This window comes from Klebsiella sp. SWET4, assembly GCF_024296565.1.
Lineage (GTDB): Bacteria > Pseudomonadota > Gammaproteobacteria > Enterobacterales > Enterobacteriaceae > Klebsiella > Klebsiella variicola.
Map to the genome: position 1 here is coordinate 156744 of NZ_JANCOB010000005.1, position 17534 is coordinate 174277.

At 57.1% G+C, this 17534-nt stretch carries 15 protein-coding genes and 1 riboswitch; of the genes, 11 read left to right on the top strand and 4 right to left on the bottom strand.

The annotated features are described in order from the left end of the window. From leuC to aroD, 6 genes are all read left to right on the top strand, one after another. Window positions 1-1401, top strand: coding sequence for a 3-isopropylmalate dehydratase large subunit (leuC, locus tag NKJ21_RS13925; protein ID WP_008807445.1), 1401 nt, complete (start codon window positions 1-3; stop codon window positions 1399-1401). Window positions 1402-1411: 10 nt separating this feature from the next. Next, window positions 1412-2017 carry a 3-isopropylmalate dehydratase small subunit gene (leuD, locus tag NKJ21_RS13930; RefSeq protein ID WP_008807446.1) on the top strand — a complete coding sequence of 202 codons (606 nt, stop codon included), beginning with the start codon at window positions 1412-1414 and terminating at the stop codon, window positions 2015-2017. A gap of 397 nt (window positions 2018-2414) precedes the next feature. After that, entirely contained in the window at window positions 2415-4448 is a 2034-nt protein-coding gene (locus NKJ21_RS13935; protein ID WP_008807447.1) for an FAD-dependent oxidoreductase, read from the top strand. An 11-nt stretch (window positions 4449-4459) separates the two neighbouring features. After that, window positions 4460-5323 carry a shikimate dehydrogenase gene (locus NKJ21_RS13940; RefSeq protein ID WP_239270623.1) on the top strand — a complete coding sequence of 288 codons (864 nt, stop codon included), beginning with the start codon at window positions 4460-4462 and terminating at the stop codon, window positions 5321-5323. Window positions 5324-5333: 10 nt separating this feature from the next. Beyond that, window positions 5334-6548, top strand: coding sequence for an MFS transporter (locus NKJ21_RS13945; RefSeq protein ID WP_012542861.1), 1215 nt, complete (start codon window positions 5334-5336; stop codon window positions 6546-6548). A 30-nt stretch (window positions 6549-6578) separates the two neighbouring features. Continuing rightward, window positions 6579-7334: a type I 3-dehydroquinate dehydratase gene (gene aroD / locus NKJ21_RS13950; protein WP_012968942.1), complete on the top strand. Its 756-nt coding sequence runs from the start codon at window positions 6579-6581 to the stop codon at window positions 7332-7334. Window positions 7335-7371: 37 nt separating this feature from the next. Here the strand turns inward: aroD and NKJ21_RS13955 are convergent, their stop codons facing one another. Next, window positions 7372-8268 (bottom strand): LysR family transcriptional regulator, encoded by an 897-nt coding sequence (locus NKJ21_RS13955; RefSeq protein WP_012542863.1) that lies wholly within the window; start codon window positions 8266-8268, stop codon window positions 7372-7374. Between the two features lie 231 nt (window positions 8269-8499). On the opposite strand from NKJ21_RS13955, the gene NKJ21_RS13960 reads away from it, so the two are divergent. Beyond that, window positions 8500-9810: an MFS transporter gene (locus NKJ21_RS13960; RefSeq protein ID WP_023339586.1), complete on the top strand. Its 1311-nt coding sequence runs from the start codon at window positions 8500-8502 to the stop codon at window positions 9808-9810. A 44-nt stretch (window positions 9811-9854) separates the two neighbouring features. On the opposite strand, the gene NKJ21_RS13965 is transcribed toward NKJ21_RS13960, so the two are convergent. Then, window positions 9855-11039, bottom strand: a complete 1185-nt coding sequence (locus NKJ21_RS13965; RefSeq protein ID WP_239270622.1) for a sugar efflux transporter — start codon at window positions 11037-11039, stop codon at window positions 9855-9857. Between the two features lie 271 nt (window positions 11040-11310). Next, window positions 11311-11463: a glucose uptake inhibitor SgrT gene (gene sgrT / locus NKJ21_RS13970; protein WP_012542866.1), complete on the bottom strand. Its 153-nt coding sequence runs from the start codon at window positions 11461-11463 to the stop codon at window positions 11311-11313. Window positions 11464-11550: 87 nt separating this feature from the next. On the opposite strand from sgrT, the gene sgrR reads away from it, so the two are divergent. The 4 genes from sgrR (at window position 11551) to thiQ (ending at window position 16750) form a co-directional block, all read left to right on the top strand. After that, entirely contained in the window at window positions 11551-13206 is a 1656-nt protein-coding gene (gene sgrR / locus NKJ21_RS13975) for an HTH-type transcriptional regulator SgrR (RefSeq protein WP_008807454.1), read from the top strand. A gap of 37 nt (window positions 13207-13243) precedes the next feature. Further along, window positions 13244-13463, top strand: a riboswitch (TPP riboswitch). Window positions 13464-13495: 32 nt separating this feature from the next. After that, complete coding sequence (thiB, locus tag NKJ21_RS13980) at window positions 13496-14479, top strand: thiamine ABC transporter substrate binding subunit (RefSeq protein WP_016160289.1); 984 nt, start codon at window positions 13496-13498, stop codon at window positions 14477-14479. Next, window positions 14455-16065, top strand: coding sequence for a thiamine/thiamine pyrophosphate ABC transporter permease ThiP (thiP, locus tag NKJ21_RS13985; RefSeq protein WP_039102840.1), 1611 nt, complete (start codon window positions 14455-14457; stop codon window positions 16063-16065). The genes thiB and thiP overlap by 25 nt, the downstream gene beginning before the upstream one ends. Further along, window positions 16049-16750 carry a thiamine ABC transporter ATP-binding protein ThiQ gene (gene thiQ, locus NKJ21_RS13990; RefSeq protein WP_023322058.1) on the top strand — a complete coding sequence of 234 codons (702 nt, stop codon included), beginning with the start codon at window positions 16049-16051 and terminating at the stop codon, window positions 16748-16750. The genes thiP and thiQ overlap by 17 nt, the downstream gene beginning before the upstream one ends. Here the strand turns inward: thiQ and NKJ21_RS13995 are convergent. Further along, on the bottom strand, window positions 16737-17504 hold the full coding sequence (locus NKJ21_RS13995; protein WP_008807458.1) for a DedA family protein: 768 nt from the start codon (window positions 17502-17504) through the stop codon (window positions 16737-16739). The genes thiQ and NKJ21_RS13995 overlap by 14 nt on opposite strands. Window positions 17505-17534 lie beyond the last annotated feature (30 nt).

The following is a 17534-nucleotide window of genomic DNA, read 5'->3' on the forward strand; positions in this document are numbered from 1 at the left end:
ATGGCGAAGACGTTATACGAAAAATTATTTGATGCGCACGTAGTGTATGAGGCGCAGAACGAAACCCCGCTGCTGTACATCGACCGCCATCTGGTGCACGAAGTGACCTCCCCGCAGGCGTTTGACGGCCTGCGCGCGCATGGCCGCCAGGTGCGCCAGCCGGGTAAAACCTTCGCGACCATGGATCACAACGTCTCGACGCAGACCAAAGATATCAACGCGTCCGGCGAGATGGCCCGCATCCAGATGCAGGAGCTGATTAAGAACTGTAAAGAGTTTGGCGTTGAGCTGTATGACTTAAATCACCCATACCAGGGTATCGTCCACGTCATGGGCCCGGAGCAGGGCGTCACCCTGCCGGGGATGACCATTGTTTGCGGTGACTCCCATACCGCCACCCACGGCGCGTTCGGGGCGCTGGCGTTCGGTATCGGCACCTCCGAAGTGGAGCATGTGCTGGCGACCCAGACCCTGAAACAGGGCCGCGCGAAGACCATGAAAATCGACGTGCAAGGCAAAGCGGCGCCGGGTATTACCGCCAAAGATATCGTGCTGGCCATCATTGGTAAAACCGGTAGCGCCGGCGGCACCGGCCATGTGGTTGAGTTCTGCGGCGAAGCGATCCGCGATCTGAGCATGGAAGGGCGTATGACCCTGTGCAACATGGCGATCGAGATGGGCGCCAAAGCGGGCCTGGTCGCGCCGGACGAAACCACCTTCAATTACGTACGCGGCCGTCTGCATGCGCCGAAAGGCAAAGATTTTGACGATGCCGTCGCGTACTGGAAAACCCTGAAAACCGACGATGGCGCGACGTTTGATACCGTGGTGACGCTGCAGGCGGCGGAGATTGCCCCGCAGGTGACCTGGGGCACCAACCCGGGCCAGGTGATCTCAGTGACGGATAATATCCCCGATCCGGCGTCATTCAGCGATCCCGTGGAACGCGCCAGCGCCGAAAAAGCGCTGGCCTACATGGGCCTGAAATCCGGGATCCCGCTGACGGATGTGGCTATCGATAAAGTGTTTATCGGCTCCTGCACCAACTCGCGAATCGAAGATTTACGCGCCGCGGCGGAAATCGCTAAAGGGCGTAAAGTGGCGCCGGGTGTCCAGGCGCTGGTGGTGCCGGGTTCCGGTCCGGTGAAAGCGCAGGCGGAAGCGGAAGGCCTGGATAAGATCTTCATCGAAGCCGGCTTTGAGTGGCGCTTACCGGGTTGCTCGATGTGTCTGGCAATGAACAATGACCGCCTGAATCCGGGCGAGCGCTGTGCCTCCACCAGCAACCGTAATTTTGAAGGCCGTCAGGGCCGCGGCGGACGCACGCACCTGGTGAGCCCGGCAATGGCCGCAGCGGCAGCTGTTACCGGTCATTTCGCCGATATCCGTAATCTGAAGTAAGGAGACCATCATGGCAGAGAAATTTACCCAACATACCGGCCTGGTGGTTCCGCTGGATGCTGCAAACGTCGATACCGACGCGATTATTCCCAAGCAGTTTTTGCAGAAAGTGACTCGCACCGGCTTCGGCGCCCACCTGTTTAACGACTGGCGCTTTCTCGACGATAAAGGCCAGCAGCCGAACCCGGATTTTGTGCTGAATTTCCCGCAATACAAAGGGGCGTCAATCCTGCTGGCACGTGAAAACTTCGGCTGCGGCTCCTCGCGCGAGCACGCGCCGTGGGCGTTGACCGATTACGGCTTTAAGGTCGTGATTGCGCCAAGCTTTGCCGATATCTTTTACGGCAACAGCTTCAATAACCAGCTGCTGCCGGTGACCCTGAGCGACGAGCAGGTCGATGAGCTGTTCAAGCTGGTGCAGGCCAACCCGGGCATGACGTTTGAAGTGGATCTGGAAGCGCAGGTAGTTAAAGCTGGGGATAAAACCTACAGCTTTAAGATCGACGACTTCCGCCGCCACTGTATGCTCAACGGCCTGGATAGCATCGGCCTGACGCTGCAGCACGGAGAGGCGATTTCCGACTATGAACGCAAGCTGCCGGCGTTTATGAATTAACCTTCGGGCCCGGTCATTTGACCGGGCTTTTTAATTTTATCGCGGCGGAAATTGCGATCTCACGCACAAAAAACAATATTGATTCGCTGATTGTCAGGCCTTGACCCCACCCTGCCCCACACCATAAAGAAGAATCATTCCGCTTTCCTTCTCTTCCTCATCGTTGTTTATGTATTATCCCTTCACTGCAAGTAAAAATAAGGCACGAGTGTTTAATATAAAAATATAAGAATGTGAAAGAAGCGTTAATCTCATAGAGAACCCCTATAGCTCAGAACAAAAAAAAACATTATTTTTCGATTTTTCCCCTCGCTATCTTTGCCCACAGAGAAATATTAACTAAGGACACGCCCGGGCCCCCGCATATCGGCCTCCCGGCCTCCTGTGGAGAGAAGAGATGAGCCACTATCCGCACCTTTTCAGTCCGTTGACCATCAACGGCATGACGCTAAAAAACCGCATTATCATGCCCCCTATGGGCACCAATATGGCCACGCTCAACGGCGAGGTGTCGCAGGAACAGCTGGAATACTATGAACTGCGGGCCAAAGGCGGCACCGGACTTATCACCATCGAAAACATCTGTATTGATTTTCCCTTTGCTTCCAACGGCACCACGCAGTTACGCATCGATAACGATCAATATATTCCGCGGCTGTTTAAATTAACCGAGACCCTGCATAAACATGGCGCCTGCGTATCCATTCAGTTAAATCATGCTGGCGCTTCGGCGTACGCCTACCGCCTTGACGGTCAGACGCCACTCTCTTCCTCCACGACGCCCTCGAAAAAGCACGGAAATATTCCACGCCCGATGACGCATGAGGAAATTTATCATGCGGTAGAAAAATTTGGTGATGCCGCGGAGCGCGTTCGTCGCGCGGGTTTTGACAGCGTTGAAATTCATGCCGGTCATTCCTATTTAATTAGCCAGTTTTTATCGCCATTATTTAATAAGCGCACCGATGAATTTGGCGGCAGCGTCGAAAACCGCACCCGGATATTAAGTCTGATTATCGATAAAGTGCGCGCCTGCGTGGGGCCGCGTTTTCCGGTCAGCCTGCGCATCAGCGCCGACGACTTCCTCAAGGGGGGCAATACCCTCGAAGATTCCCTGCGCATCCTTGAACTCTGCCAGGATAAGGTCGATATCATCAACGTCTCTGCGGCGCAGAATGACAACCTGAATCTGCAAATCGATCAGATGTCGCTGGAGGATGGCTGGAAGCGCTACCTCTCCCGCGCGGTGCGCGATAAATTCCATAAGCCCACGGTCATCGCCGGCAATATTCGCTCACCACAGGTGGCCGAGGATATTCTCGCCAGCGGCGATGCCGACCTTATTGCCATTGGCCGCGGCCTGATTGCCGAGCCGGAGTGGGTGCAGAAGGTGCAAGGCGGTAAAGAGCGCCTGATGCGCAAATGCATCTCCTGCAATATCGGTTGCGCTGACCATCGTATCGCCCGCTCGCGCCCGCTGCGCTGTTCGATTAACCCGGACATCATCCACGGCGATGCCTACAAAATGCGCCGCGTCAGTCGCGAAACGAACGTGGTGGTCATCGGCGCTGGCACCGCCGGGATGGAAGCCGCCTGCACGGCGGCGGAAGTCGGTTGCCATACCTGGCTGCTGGAGGCGAAAAACCACGTCGGCGGCCTCGCCAGCGATATCTCCCGTCTGCCGGAGAAAAAGCGTATCGCCGATTTCCCGCAGTTTATGAAAAATCGCATCGCCTCGCTGGACAACCTGATGCTGCAGGTCGGCAAACGTGCCGACGTGGCCTCAGTTTCCGCCCTGCATCCGCATCTGATTGTCAACGCCACCGGCTCAACGCCGCTGCTGCCGCCCATTGAGGGCTTGCGGGAAAACATTGATACCGCGGACGGCAAAGTCTTTTCCATTACCGGCATGATCGACAACCTGGCGAAATTTACCAATATCGAGGGTAAACGCATCGCCGTCGTCGGCGCTGGCGCCGTTGGCCTCGACGTTATCGAATACTTTACGGCGCGCGGCGCGCAAGCGGTATTAATCGAAATGCAGGACGCCGCCGGTCGCGATCTCGACATCATTACCAAAAATGCCATGTTGACCATGCTCGACGAGCACCAGGTCGAACAGCACATGAATACCCAACTGATGGCAGTCGCTGCCGACCATTTCCGGGTGAAAAATACACAGCAAACCTTCGATATCCCCTTTGACTACGGCTTTGTCTGCCTGGGGATGCGCGCCAACCGGACGGGTCTCGACGAGATCGAGCGCTGGGCCAATGCCAATAACGTCAAAATCATGAATATCGGCGACAGCCTGATGGCGCGGCGCATTATCGACGGCATCCGCGAAGGCCGCAACGTGCTGGATACCCTGGAAGACATGGGTGCGCTGGGCAGTCGCGAAGCACAACGAATTCCCTTTCTAACTTATTGAGGATTTTTGTCATGGCAGAACGTATTACTGGACACACTGAGCTGATTGGCCTGATCGCCACCCCGATTCGCCACAGCATGTCACCCACCATGCATAACGAGGCTTTCGCCCATCTCGGGCTGGACTATGTTTATTTGGCTTTTGAAGTCGGTAATCAGGAGCTGAAGGACGTTGTGCAGGGCTTTCGGGCAATGAAGCTGCGCGGCTTTAATGTCTCTATGCCGAACAAAACCGAAATTTGCCAGTATCTCGATAAGCTGTCGCCGGCGGCGCAGCTGGTCGGGGCGGTCAACACCGTGGTCAACGACGATGGCGTACTGACCGGGCATATCACCGACGGCACCGGCTATATGCGCGCCCTTAGCGAAGCGGGTATCGATATCATCGGCAAGAAGATGACCGTCCTCGGCGCCGGCGGCGCGGCGACCGCCCTCTGCGTCCAGGCGGCTCTGGATGGCGTGAAGGCGATCTCCATTTTTAACCGCCGCGATAAATTCTTCGCCAACGCCGAAGAGACGGTAGCTAAGATCCGCAACAACACCAACTGCGAGATCCATCTGTTCGATCTCGACGATCATGACAAGCTGCGCGCCGAAATCGACAGCAGCGTGATCCTGACCAATGCCACCGGCGTTGGCATGAAGCCGTTCGAAGGCCAAATGTTGCTGCCGAACGACAGCTTCCTGCGCCCGGATCTGATCGTCTCTGACGTCGTCTACAACCCGCGTAAAACCCACCTGCTGGAAGTGGCGGAGAAAAAAGGCTGCCGCGCCCTGAACGGTCTGGGGATGATGCTGTGGCAAGGCGCGCGCGCGTTCGAAATCTGGACGGGTAAACAGATGCCGGTTGATTACATCAAGAGCATTCTGTTCTAAGAGGCGAATGATGAAAAATAAATACATCCCTACTGCGGCAGGGCTGTATCTCAACTACCTGATTCACGGCATGGGGGTGCTCTTAATCACCCTCAACATGGCCCATCTTCAGGAACAGTGGGGAACAGACGCTGCTGGCGTATCCATCGTTATCTCCTCGTTAGGTATCGGCAAGCTGGCGACCATTGTGACCGGCTTTTTGTCGGATCGCTTTGGCCGTAAGCCTTTTATTTATCTGGGGATCCTCAGCTATCTGATCTTCTTCGTCGGCATCCTGCTGACTAAAAATATCTATCTGGCCTACGTCTTCGGCATTATGGCGGGCCTGGCGAATAGCTTCCTCGACTCCGGAACCTATCCGGCGCTAATGGAGTCTTTCCCGCACTCCGCCAGCCGGGCCAACGTGCTGATCAAAGCCTTCGTTTCCGCCGGACAGTTCCTGCTGCCATTCATTATCAGCTTCCTGATCTGGGCGAATCTGTGGTTCGGCTGGTCGTTCGTCATTGCGGCGGGACTGTTTGTCCTGAGCGGCATCTACCTGCTCAAAATGCCATTCCCGGATAGCCAGTCGGCGAAAAAAGAGGAGGCCCCTACGGCGCAGGCGGAGGCAACTGCCCGGCCGCAGGCTAATAAGCTGGATATGGTGATCTTCACCCTGTACGGCTACATTGGCATGGCAACCTTCTATCTGGTCAGCCAGTGGCTGGCGCAGTACGGTCAATTCGTGGTCGGCCTGCCCTACGCCTCGGCGATTAAACTGCTTAGCATCTATACCGTCGGTTCGCTGGTCTGCGTCTTCGTGACCGCCGCCTTCGTCAAAGAGGTGTTCAGCTCAGCCATCGCCATGATCATCTATACTGGCCTGTCGATGATTTCGCTGCTGCTGGTGTGCCTGTTCCCGACGCCGATGATGGTCACCGGCTTCGCCTTTATCATCGGCTTTGCCGCCGCCGGCGGGGTACTGCAGTTGGGAGCAACAATCATGGCGATGAGTTTCCCGAACGGAAAAGGCAAAGCAACCGGGATCTTCTACACCGCCGGCAGTATCGCCAGCTTCACAATCCCCCTGATCACCGCAAAGCTTTCGCAGATCAGTATTGCCAGCATTATGTGGTTTGATTTTGCAATCGCCGTGATCGGCTTTGTGATCGCCCTGTACATCGGCTATCGTCAACTGCAGGCTCGGGCGGCGCAAAAAGTGTCCCGCACCGCAGTCACCGCCTGAGGTTCAACGCGAACAATAATGGATACCTACATGACAAATGCAGTAACCGTAAAGAACATCACCTTTCAGGAAGGGGAAACCCTCATTTGTGTACCGCTGATCGGCAAAACCCTCGATGAGATACTGGGTAACGCCCATGGTCTGGTCGATGCCGGCGCCGATATTATCGAATGGCGCGTTGACCACTTTACCCAGGTCAGAGACATGACCCAGGTGATGGCCGCGCTGGCGGAAATCCGTGGCGCGCTGAAAGCGCTCCCGCTGCTGTTCACCTTCCGCAGCAAGAAAGAAGGTGGCGAAACCGAGATCAGCGACGAAGCGTACTTCGCGCTCAATCGCGAAGCCGCGCGCAGCGGACTGGTTGATGTTATCGATATCGAGCTATTCAATGATGAAGCGCAGATCCGCGCGCTGGTTGACGATGCGCATGCCGCGGGCGTCAAGGTGATCATGAGTAACCATGATTTCCACAAGACTCCCGCTCAGGAAGATATTATCTATCGCCTGCGCCGCATGCAGGATCTGGGCGCCGACCTGCCGAAGATCGCGGTGATGCCGCAGTCGCCGCAGGACGTTCTGACCTTGCTTGCCGCTACGCTGACCATGAAAGAAAAATATGCCACTCGCCCGCTGATTACCATGTCGATGGGCAAATCCGGTGGCGTTAGCCGGGTGACCGGGCGCTTATTCGGCTCGGCGATGACCTTCGGTACCGTAGGACAGGCTTCTGCGCCAGGACAGATCGCCATCGCCAAACTACGTGAAGTGATGGATATTCTCTCCTGATGCCCGAATGGCCCGGAGGCGATCTCCGGGCCATCCGCTAACAGAGATTCTGGCTGTCGTGGATAACCACATTTTTAAATGACTGTAGCGCCGGGGAAAGTAACCGATCTTTCATTGTCGCCAGATAGATATAGCGTGGGGGGATGGTGTTTTTAATCTTCAGGATGTGAACGTTGTAATAGGAGAGCGCAGAGATCCGCGGCATAATCGCGATCCCATAGTCAATACTGACCAGCCCGGCCATCGCGGTATCCTCATCCACGTAGCAGGCGATCTCCGGCACCAGCTTTTGCTGCATAAACACATTATCGATAAACGGACGTAAACCGCTATTCTCTGAAAAATAGATATAGGGATAATGAATCGTCTCTACCAGATCGACCTCATGTTCATACAGGCGGGCCAACGGATGATCCTTCGCCGTGACCACCACCAGCTCCTGCTGAATAACAGGAATAAAATCGATATCCGGCTCATCCGCAATATAAGAGCAAATCGCCAGATCGACTTTGCCTGCTTTCAGCTCCTGCAATAGGGTCAGCGATGTCCCCTGAGTAAAAGAAAAAGTAACGTTGTGACATTCAGGTGAAAGAGAATATTGATTAATTAACTGCGGAACAACATATTCGCCCATCGTGTAAATAAAGGCGATGCGAATATTCTCTTTATTCTCGGCGCCATTTTTTTGTAATGTCATCCGGCCATTCTCCAGCGAGGCCAGCGCATCTTCGACATACGGCAAAAAACGCTTGCCGTTTTGCGTAATTTTAACGTTCCGTCCCTGTCTGGCGAACAGCGCGACCCCTAACTCCTTCTCCAGCTCCGATATCGCATGGCTTAGCGAGGGCTGGGTGATGCACAGACTGGAGGCGGCTTCGGTGTAATGTTCGGTTTCAGACAGACGTTTAAAATAATAAAGTTGCTTTAGGTTCATTATTTTTGCCCGTATAATATAAGAATAAATGCACTGACGCTAATATACCATGCAAGCCACCAATAATGTGCGAGAGCGGGTAAATATCGGCGTTACATCAAATATTCTTTTGTGAAGCGTATGAATGTGCAACAAAGCGTTGCCATTCATAGATACTATCTATAGTTCCTGGAGATGTTTTTGCATGTGCGAATATATGCAAAAATATTTTAAACTTTAAAGGAACTCGCTATGAGTATGTCAAACTCTCAGGAAGTCCTCACTTCCTCATCGGGGACGAAAAAAAGAAGCCGCGTTCGGATAGTTATTTTACTGCTGTTGTCCGTCGGAACGATGATCAATTATCTCGATCGCACCATCCTGGGTATTGTCGCCCCACAATTAACCCAGGAAATTCATATCGATCCAGCGATGATGGGCATCATTTTCTCCGCCTTTGCCTGGACCTATGCGCTGGCGCAGATCCCTGGCGGGGTATTTTTAGACCGTTTTGGTAACAAGCTCACCTATACCCTGTCTATTTTCTTCTGGTCGCTGTTTACTCTGCTGCAAAGTTTTACCCTCGGGCTGAAAACCCTGCTCCTCCTGCGCCTGGGGCTTGGCGTCAGCGAAGCGCCCTGCTTTCCGGCCAACAGCCGCATCGTCAGCACCTGGTTTCCCCAGCATGAGCGCGCGCGGGCGACGGCAACATATACAGTTGGCGAATATATAGGGCTGGCCGCTTTCTCGCCGCTGTTATTTTTAATCCTCGAACACCATGGCTGGAGAACGCTGTTTTTTCTCACCGGCGGATTAGGTATTTTATTTACGTTGGTGTGGTGGCGTTTTTATCACGAACCGCATGAATCACGCACGGCTAATAAAGCAGAGTTGGATTACATCGGCGCAAACAACATTAACAATAAAATCCAGAACGTTCCATTTAACTGGCGTGACGCCAGGCGTCTGCTGGGCTGTCGTCAGATCGTAGGCGCCAGTCTGGGCCAGTTCGCCGGGAACACCACGCTGGTGTTTTTCCTGACGTGGTTTCCCAGCTATCTTGCCAACGAGCGCCATCTTCCCTGGCTTCACGTCGGATTTTTCGCCACCTGGCCCTTCCTCGCCGCCGCGATCGGCATCCTCTTCGGCGGCTGGATCTCGGACCGGTTGCTGAAGCGAACCGGCTCCGTCAACATCAGTCGAAAGTTACCAATAATTTCCGGTTTACTACTGTCCAGCTGTATTATTGCGGCGAACTGGGTAAGCGCTAACAGCACCGTTATCATTATTATGTCGGTGGCATTTTTTGGCCAGGGGATGGTCGGTCTGGGCTGGACCTTAATTTCTGATATTGCCCCGGAAAATATGGCAGGCCTCACCGGCGGCATATTTAACTTTTGCGCCAATATGGCATCTATTATTGCGCCACTGATAATTGGCGTGATTATCTCCGCAACGGGTAATTTCTTTTACGCGCTGATCTATGTCGGCCTGACGGCGCTGATCGGCGTGATTGCCTACATTTTTATCATCGGCGATATCAAGCGTATCGTCCTGGAGTAGTCAGCTTGCCCCGGCGACGCGGCTCGCCGGGGCAAGGCAGATTGTCAGATATCCTTCACCCTGCTGGTCAAAAACAGTGTCACCAGCGAAATCGCGGCGATTGTCCAGTAGACGCTGGCGTGGCCATAACTTTGCGACAGCGCCCCCTGCATCACGCCGGCGAGGATCACGCCGGTGGAAATACTGTTGGTGAACAGGGTGGTCGCCGCCCCCGCCCGACCCGGCATTAAGTCCTGGAACCACAGCATACCGATCCCGGCGATAATACCGATAAAGACCGCGTTAAATAGCTGCAGGGCCAGCAGCGCCGTACGGCCATGAAACAGAATCAACCCGGCATAAAACAGCACACCGGCCGCGACCGCCGCCACCATCATTTTACGTTTACCAAAGTGCTTCACGTAGTAGCCGGCGAGGATCATCGCCGGTATTTCCAGTCCGGCGGCAGTGCCCATCAGGATCCCGGCAAGGCTGTCGGGAAGACCGAGATCGTTACTGATCCACAGCGGCATATCAATGATATACATCGTGTTGCAGGTCCACATCAGCGTGGAGGCGATAAACAGCATGCGCACGTTCTTATCCTGCCAGCCGCCGGCCTGCACCAGCGCCGCCGCCTCTTCCGAAGGCTGTTCCACCCGCGGGACCGAGGGCAGCTTGATGGCAATCAGCGCCAGGCTAATGACAAAGATGCCCGCCGCAATGGAAAACATGGTGGTAAAGCCATAATTGAGGGCCAGCATAAAGGCCAGCGGCGGGCCAATCACCCACGCCAGCGACAGCTGGGCACGCATGATCGAGCTGAACATCACCACTTCCCGCGCCGAGCTGTCGGCATACTCCCGGGCCAGGGCGAAGAGCTGCGGCATGGCGGCATTGGCGATGGACGCCAGCATCACCCCGCAGGTAATTAACGTCAGGTAGTGACGGTTGAAGGCAAACAGCAGCGCATTGCCCACCGCCATCAGGCAGCAGAGCATAATTAACCGCCGCCGATCGCCGCGGCTATCAGAGCGCTTAGCCAACGCCAGACTCACCAGGATCCCGGCAATGGCATTTACCGTGTAGAACAGGCCCACCCAGAACGGCTGCGCCCCTACTTCGCGGCTGAGAAACAAACTCAACGTCGGCGCCTGCAACGCGCCCGCCACGCCCATCATAAAAGCAACCAGCATAAAGGCGGCATACACGCCGTTTAGCCGTCGTCCCATCGTCATCAACCACAGCATGGAATGTCCTTAACACACGCGAAGTAAACGAAAAAAGCCAGCAGAGGATTTCTGCTGGCGGGTGATTCTATACTCTATGGGTTTCATGTTGCAGGACAAAACGGTTAACCGTTTTGCACAGCGCTTGTGCTGGCCCTGAAAGGGTGAGCGTGGCCAGAACGTCAGGCCCTGAGCGCATCGACAGCGAAACGAGCGGTCGCGGCCAACGCCCCTGCAGCGTGAAAAACGACGAGTATAACACCAATGCTCAGTCACACATGATGTCTGCAAGTCAATGATCAGAGGCCTTTGACGTCACTCCCCACTGCATCAGTTCTCCCAGGATTTCCTGTTGTCGTCCTGCCATCAGGCGGGCCAGCCAGGACGCATCCTGCGTCGCAGAAAAATAGCGCTGGTAGAACGATTTTGCGGTAGACCTCATCATATTCACCTCCTCGCTTCATCGGGATTCATTATTGGCTTAATATGGGGAGTAATAAATTGCTGAGTTTTGCGCAGGAGTTCCCCTTTTATGTCTTCCAGCCGTCTGCAACAACAGTTCATCCGCTTATGGCAGTGCTGCGACGGCAAGTCGCAGGAGACCACCCTCAACGAGCTGGCGGAAATGCTGAGCTGCTCGCGTCGCCATATGCGCACCCTGCTCAATATGATGGAGTCCCGCGGTTGGCTGGCCTGGGAGGCGGAGGCAGGTCGCGGCAAGCGTTCGCGGCTGACCTTTCTCTATACCGGCCTCGCCCTGCAGCAGCAGCGTGCCGAAGATCTCCTCGAGCAGGATCGCATCGATCAGCTGGTGCAGCTGGTCGGCGATAAGGCCGCCGTCCGCCAGATGCTGATCTCTCATCTTGGCCGCAGCTTTCGCCAGGGACGCCATATCCTGCGCGTGCTCTACTACCGTCCGATGAAGAATTTACTGCCCGGCAGTGCGCTGCGGCGTTCGGAAACGCATATTGCCCGGCAAATTTTCAGCGCCCTGACGCGGGTAAATGAGGAAAATGGGGAACTGGAAGCCGATATTGCCCACCATTGGCAGCAGCTGACCCCCACCCACTGGCGCTTTTTCCTCCGCCCGGGCATCCATTTTCACCACGGCCGTGAGCTGGAGATGGCGGATGTGATCGCCTCTCTGCAGCGCAGCAATGCCCTGCCGCTCTATTCACATATCGAACGCATCGAATCGCCCACCGCCTGGACCCTGGATATTCATCTGCGCCAGCCCGACCGCTGGCTGCCCTGGCTGCTGGGTCAGGTGCCGGCGATGGTGCTGCCGCAGGAGTGGCAGACCATGAACCACTTTTCCTCCATGCCGGTCGGCACCGGCCCTTATGCCGTGGTGCGTAACAATCAGAACCAGCTCAAGATCCATGCCTTTGAAGACTATTTTGGCTACCGGGCGCTGATCGATGAGGTGAACGTCTGGGTGCTGCCGGAAATTAGTGAAGAGCCCAATGGCGGCCTGACGCTGCAGGGCAATACCGAAAGCGAAAAAGCGGTGGAGAGTCGCCTGGAAGAGGGCTGCTATTACCTGCTGTTCGACTCGCGAAGCCCGCTGGGGGCCAACGACGCGGTGCGTCGCTGGTTAAGCTATCTGTTTCAGCCCGCCAACCTGCTCTACCATGCGGGCGAACACTACCAGGGCAACTGGTTTCCCGCCTACGGCCTGCTGCCGCGCTGGCATCACGCCAGCAACCACGCCTGCGAGAAGCCGGCGGGGCTGGAGACCGTCACCCTCACCTATTACCGCGATCACGTCGAACATCGGGTGATCGGCGGGATTATGCGCGACCTGCTGGCAGCGCATCAGGTAAAACTGGAGATCCAGGAGCTGGAGTATGATGCCTGGCATCGCGGCGAGGTGGTCAGCGATATCTGGCTCAACAGCGTTAACTTCACCTTACCGATCGAATTCTCACTCTTCGCCTATCTGTACGAAGTCCCGCTCATTCAGCGCTGCATCCCCATTGACTGGCAGGCAGACGCCTGCCGCTGGCGCGCGGGAGAGTTTAATCCGGCCACCTGGAGCCAGCGGCTGCTGGCCGGGCAACATATCGTGCCGCTGATCCACCACTGGCTGATGATTCAGGGGCAGCGCAGTATGCGCGGCGTACGGATGAACACCCTCGGCTGGTTCGACTTTAAATCCGCGTGGTTTGCGCCGCCGGAGCCGTAAGCGCTTTCCGTCATCTGACAAAATCATTACACTAAGGCCGTTCTCAACGGGGTGCTAATAAACATACGCAATATCATTCAAGTTGCATCAAGGCAGCAAGCGGGTGAATCCCCTGGAGCATAGATAACTATGTGACTGGGGTGAACGCGCGAAGCTAACGCAGATGCGGCTTGAAGGATGAAGCGTATGGGCTGAGAAAATACCCGTCGAACCTGATCCGGATAACGCCGGCGAAGGGATTTGAGGCTCACTCAAAATCCTTTGCCACCCCTTTTTTCTGAGGTGCAAAGTGTTGAAAAAATTACTCCCGCTGCTGGCGCTGGTCGCCATGCCCGCTCTGGCTAAGCCTGTCCTCACCGTCTATACCTATGACTCCTTCTCTGCCGACTGGGGCCCCGGCCCGGCGGTCAAAAAAGCCTTTGAAGCGGACTGCGGCTGCGAACTGAAGTTCGTCGCCCTGGAAGATGGCGTTTCGCTACTGAATCGCCTGCGCATGGAAGGCAAGAATAGCAAGGCCGACATCGTGCTTGGCCTGGATAACAACCTGCTGGAAGCCGCGGCGCAGAGTAAACTGTTCGCCAAAAGCCACGTTCCTGCCAGCGCGGTCAGCGTGCCGGGCGGCTGGGATAATGACACCTTTGTCCCCTACGATTACGGCTATTTCGCCTTCGTCTATGACAAAAATAAACTGGCTAACCCGCCGAAAAGCCTGAAAGAGCTGGTTGAGAGCCCGCAGAAATGGCGCGTCATCTACGAAGATCCCCGCACCAGCACCCCGGGGCTGGGCCTGCTGCTGTGGATGCAAAAGGTCTATGGCGATAAAGCGCCCGAGGCCTGGCAGAAGCTGGCGGCGAAAACGGTCACCGTCACCAAGGGCTGGAGTGAAGCCTACGGTCTGTTCCTGAAAGGGGAAAGCGACCTGGTCTTAAGCTACACCACCTCGCCGGCTTACCACATTATTGAAGAGAAGAAAGACAACTATGCGGCGGCGAGCTTCGCCGAAGGCCATTATCTGCAGGTCGAAGTTGCCGCGCGTACCGCCGCCAGCAAGCAGCCGGAACTGGCGGAGAAGTTCCTCAAATTTATGGTCTCGCCTGGCTTCCAGAACGCCATCCCCACCGGGAACTGGATGTATCCGGTGACTCAGGTCGCGCTGCCGGCCGGGTTTGATACCCTGGTGAAGCCGCAGACCACCCTGGCGTTTACCCCGCAGCAGGTCGCCAGCGAGCGTCAGACCTGGATTAGCGCATGGCAACGCGCCGTCAGCCGCTAAACCTTCGCGGGCTATTGCCGGGCCTTTTTGCCGCCACCCTGCTCTGCGCCGTCGCGCTGGCGGCGTTTCTGGCGCTGTGGTTTAGCGCCCCCGGCGCGGGCTGGCAATCGGTCTTCAGCGATAGCTACCTGTGGCACGTGGTGCGCTTCTCCTTCTGGCAGGCGTCGCTGTCAGCGCTGTTCTCGGTGGTGCCGGCCATCTTTCTCGCCCGCGCCCTTTACCGGCGTCGCTTCCCGGGCCGCACGCTGCTGCTGCGCCTGTGCGCGATGACCCTAATCCTGCCGGTGCTGGTGGCGGTGTTCGGCATCCTCAGCGTCTATGGCCGCCAGGGGTGGATCGCCGCGCTGTTCCACGCGCTCGGCTGGCAGTGGGATTTCTCGCCCTACGGTCTGCAGGGCATCCTGCTGGCGCACGTCTTTTTCAATATGCCGATGGCCACCCGCCTGCTGCTGCAGGCGCTGGAGAGTATCCCTGGTGAACAGCGGCAAATTGCCGCCCAGCTTGGCATGCGCGGTTATGCCTTCTTCCGCCTCGTCGAATGGCCGTGGATGCGCCGGCACATTCCCGCCGTCGCTGCGCTGATTTTTATGCTCTGCTTCGCCAGCTTCGCCACCGTGCTGTCGCTGGGCGGCGGCCCGAAGGCCACCACAATTGAGCTGGCTATCTACCAGGCGCTGAGCTTTGACTACGATCCGGCGCGCGCGGCAATGCTGGCGTTGATCCAGATGCTTTGCTGCCTGGGGCTGGTGCTGCTCAGCCAGCGCCTCAGTAAAGCGGTGGCTATCGGCGTCAGCCATGTCCGCGGCTGGCGCGACCCTGACGATCGTCTGCACAGCCGCCTGAGCGACGGACTCTTGATCGGCGCCGCCCTGCTGCTGCTGCTCCCGCCGCTGCTGGCGGTCATCGTCGACGGGATCAACCGCAACATGCTGAACGTGCTGGCGCAGCCGGCGCTCTGGCAGGCATTGAGTACCTCTCTGCGCATCGCCATCGCCGCCGGGCTGTTGAGCGTAACCCTGACGATGATGCTGCTGTGGAGCAGCCGGGAGCTGCGCGCCCGCCAGCGGCCGCTGGCCGGGCAGGCGATGGAGCTGAGCGGCATGTTAATCCTTGCCATGCCGGGGATTGTGCTGGCCACTGGCTTTTTTCTGCTGCTCAGTAACAGCGTCGGACTGCCGGAGTCCGCCGACGGCATCGTCATCTTCACCAATGCCCTGATGGCGATCCCCTACGCGCTTAAAGTGCTGGAAAACCCGATGCGCGACGTGACCGCTCGCTACAGTATGCTGTGCCAGTCGCTGGGTATTGAAGGCTTCACGCGGCTGCGGGTGGTTGAGCTTCGCGCCCTCCGGCGCCCGCTGGCCCAGGCGCTCGCCTTTGCCTGCGTGCTGTCGATTGGTGACTTCGGCGTGGTGGCCCTGTTCGGCAACGAGGCGTTCCGCACCCTGCCTTTCTATCTCTACCAGCAGATAGGCGCCTACCGCAGCCAGGACGGCGCCGTCACCGCCCTGCTCCTGCTGCTGCTCTGTTTCTTATTATTTACGCTGATTGAAAAACTTCCGGGGCGTGATGCTAAAACTCAATGATGTGACCTGGCTGTACCAGCATCTGCCGATGCGTTTTACCCTTGACGTCGCGCGCGGCGAGCGCATCGCGGTGCTCGGCCCCAGCGGCGCCGGAAAGAGCACCCTGCTGAATCTGATCGCCGGTTTTCTACCGCCCGCCAGCGGCAGCCTGCGGATCAATGGCGAGGCGCATAACGCGACGCCGCCGGCGCAGCGTCCGGTCTCGATGCTGTTCCAGGAGAATAACCTGTTTAACCATCTCACGGTTCGGCAGAATATCAGCCTCGGGATCCACCCGGGCCTGAAACTGAGCCGCGAGCAGCAGGCGCAGGTGGCGGCGATGGCCGGACAGATGGGAATTGATGCGCTGCTGGAACGCCTGCCGGGCGAGCTTTCCGGCGGTCAGCGGCAGCGCGCGGCGCTGGCCCGCTGTCTGGTGCGCCAGCAGCCGGTGCTGTTACTGGATGAACCCTTCTCAGCGCTTGACCCGGCGCTGCGTCAGGAGATGCTGTCCCTGGTCGCCGATGTCTGCGAGCAGCAGCAGCTCACTCTGCTGATGGTCTCCCACAGCGTGGAAGATGCCGCGCGCATCGCGCCGCGCTCGATAGTGGTCGCCGAAGGGCGGATTGTCTGGGATGGCGCCACCGCCGAGCTGTTAAGCGGCAACAGCAGCGCCTCACATCTGATGGGCATCAGCGCGCAATAACCTTGTGCAGGATCGCCAGATAGACCGGCATCAGCGGATGGCGGCAGACCAGAGTCAGCGCCGTCGCGGCGACCACCACCATCAGCGGTGACAGCCACAGTAGTCGGCCGCGCGGCAGCCAGCGGGTCAGGCGATCGCCTGAGGTTTTCGCGCTCCGCCACAGCCGCCAGCACAGCCACCCTGCCAGCCAGGCCAGCAGCGCCGCCCCCAACAGCAGCCATTTAAAGCTGGCGCTGTTTTCATCGGCCGGAATATCAATCGCCGCCCCGGCGAGAATGCCGGGCAGGAAATAGAGCGGCGGCCAGAGCAGGCAGCCGATAATATTCGGTAGCACAAACTTCGCCACCGGCAGATCGAGCATCCCGGCGACCATCGGCACCAGCGGTCGCGTCGGCCCAACAAAGCGGCCGATCAGAATGGTGATCATGCTGTGCTGATGCAACGCATGCTCGGTCTTCTCCAGCAGGGCACGGTTTTTCTTCATAAACGACCAGCGGTGCAGCGGCTTTTTAAAGCGCCAGCCGAGCCAGAATGAGATCCAGTCGCCCAGCAGACAGCCGACAATCCCCGCCAGCCACGCCTGCCAGAAGTTAACCTCACCGCTGCCGATAAGCGCCCCAAGGCCGGCCATCATCACCGTTCCGGGTAAGATAAGCCCCACCAGCGCCAGCGACTCGAGAAAGGCCACCAGCATCACGGCTAACAACGAGTAGACCGTGGATTGGGTGATAAAGTGTTCCAGCAATGCTTGCATAATGTACCCGGTTAAAAAACGAAGCCCGGA

Bases quoted from the DNA above. Each gene is read 5' to 3' on its own strand.
- aroD (WP_012968942.1), top strand. From the start codon at position 6,579: ATGACAAATGCAGTAACCGTAAAGAACATCACCTTTCAGGAAGGGGAA.
- NKJ21_RS13935 (WP_008807447.1), top strand. From the start codon at position 2,415: ATGAGCCACTATCCGCACCTTTTCAGTCCGTTGACCATCAACGGCATG.
- leuC (WP_008807445.1), top strand. From the start codon at position 1: ATGGCGAAGACGTTATACGAAAAATTATTTGATGCGCACGTAGTGTAT.
- thiP (WP_039102840.1), top strand. From the start codon at position 14,455: ATGGCAACGCGCCGTCAGCCGCTAAACCTTCGCGGGCTATTGCCGGGC.
- sgrT (WP_012542866.1), bottom strand. From the start codon at position 11,463: ATGATGAGGTCTACCGCAAAATCGTTCTACCAGCGCTATTTTTCTGCG.
- NKJ21_RS13995 (WP_008807458.1), bottom strand. From the start codon at position 17,504: ATGCAAGCATTGCTGGAACACTTTATCACCCAATCCACGGTCTACTCG.
- NKJ21_RS13940 (WP_239270623.1), top strand. From the start codon at position 4,460: ATGGCAGAACGTATTACTGGACACACTGAGCTGATTGGCCTGATCGCC.
- NKJ21_RS13965 (WP_239270622.1), bottom strand. From the start codon at position 11,039: ATGCTGTGGTTGATGACGATGGGACGACGGCTAAACGGCGTGTATGCC.
- sgrR (WP_008807454.1), top strand. From the start codon at position 11,551: ATGTCTTCCAGCCGTCTGCAACAACAGTTCATCCGCTTATGGCAGTGC.
- thiQ (WP_023322058.1), top strand. From the start codon at position 16,049: ATGCTAAAACTCAATGATGTGACCTGGCTGTACCAGCATCTGCCGATG.
- NKJ21_RS13955 (WP_012542863.1), bottom strand. From the start codon at position 8,268: ATGAACCTAAAGCAACTTTATTATTTTAAACGTCTGTCTGAAACCGAA.
- NKJ21_RS13945 (WP_012542861.1), top strand. From the start codon at position 5,334: ATGAAAAATAAATACATCCCTACTGCGGCAGGGCTGTATCTCAACTAC.
- NKJ21_RS13960 (WP_023339586.1), top strand. From the start codon at position 8,500: ATGAGTATGTCAAACTCTCAGGAAGTCCTCACTTCCTCATCGGGGACG.
- leuD (WP_008807446.1), top strand. From the start codon at position 1,412: ATGGCAGAGAAATTTACCCAACATACCGGCCTGGTGGTTCCGCTGGAT.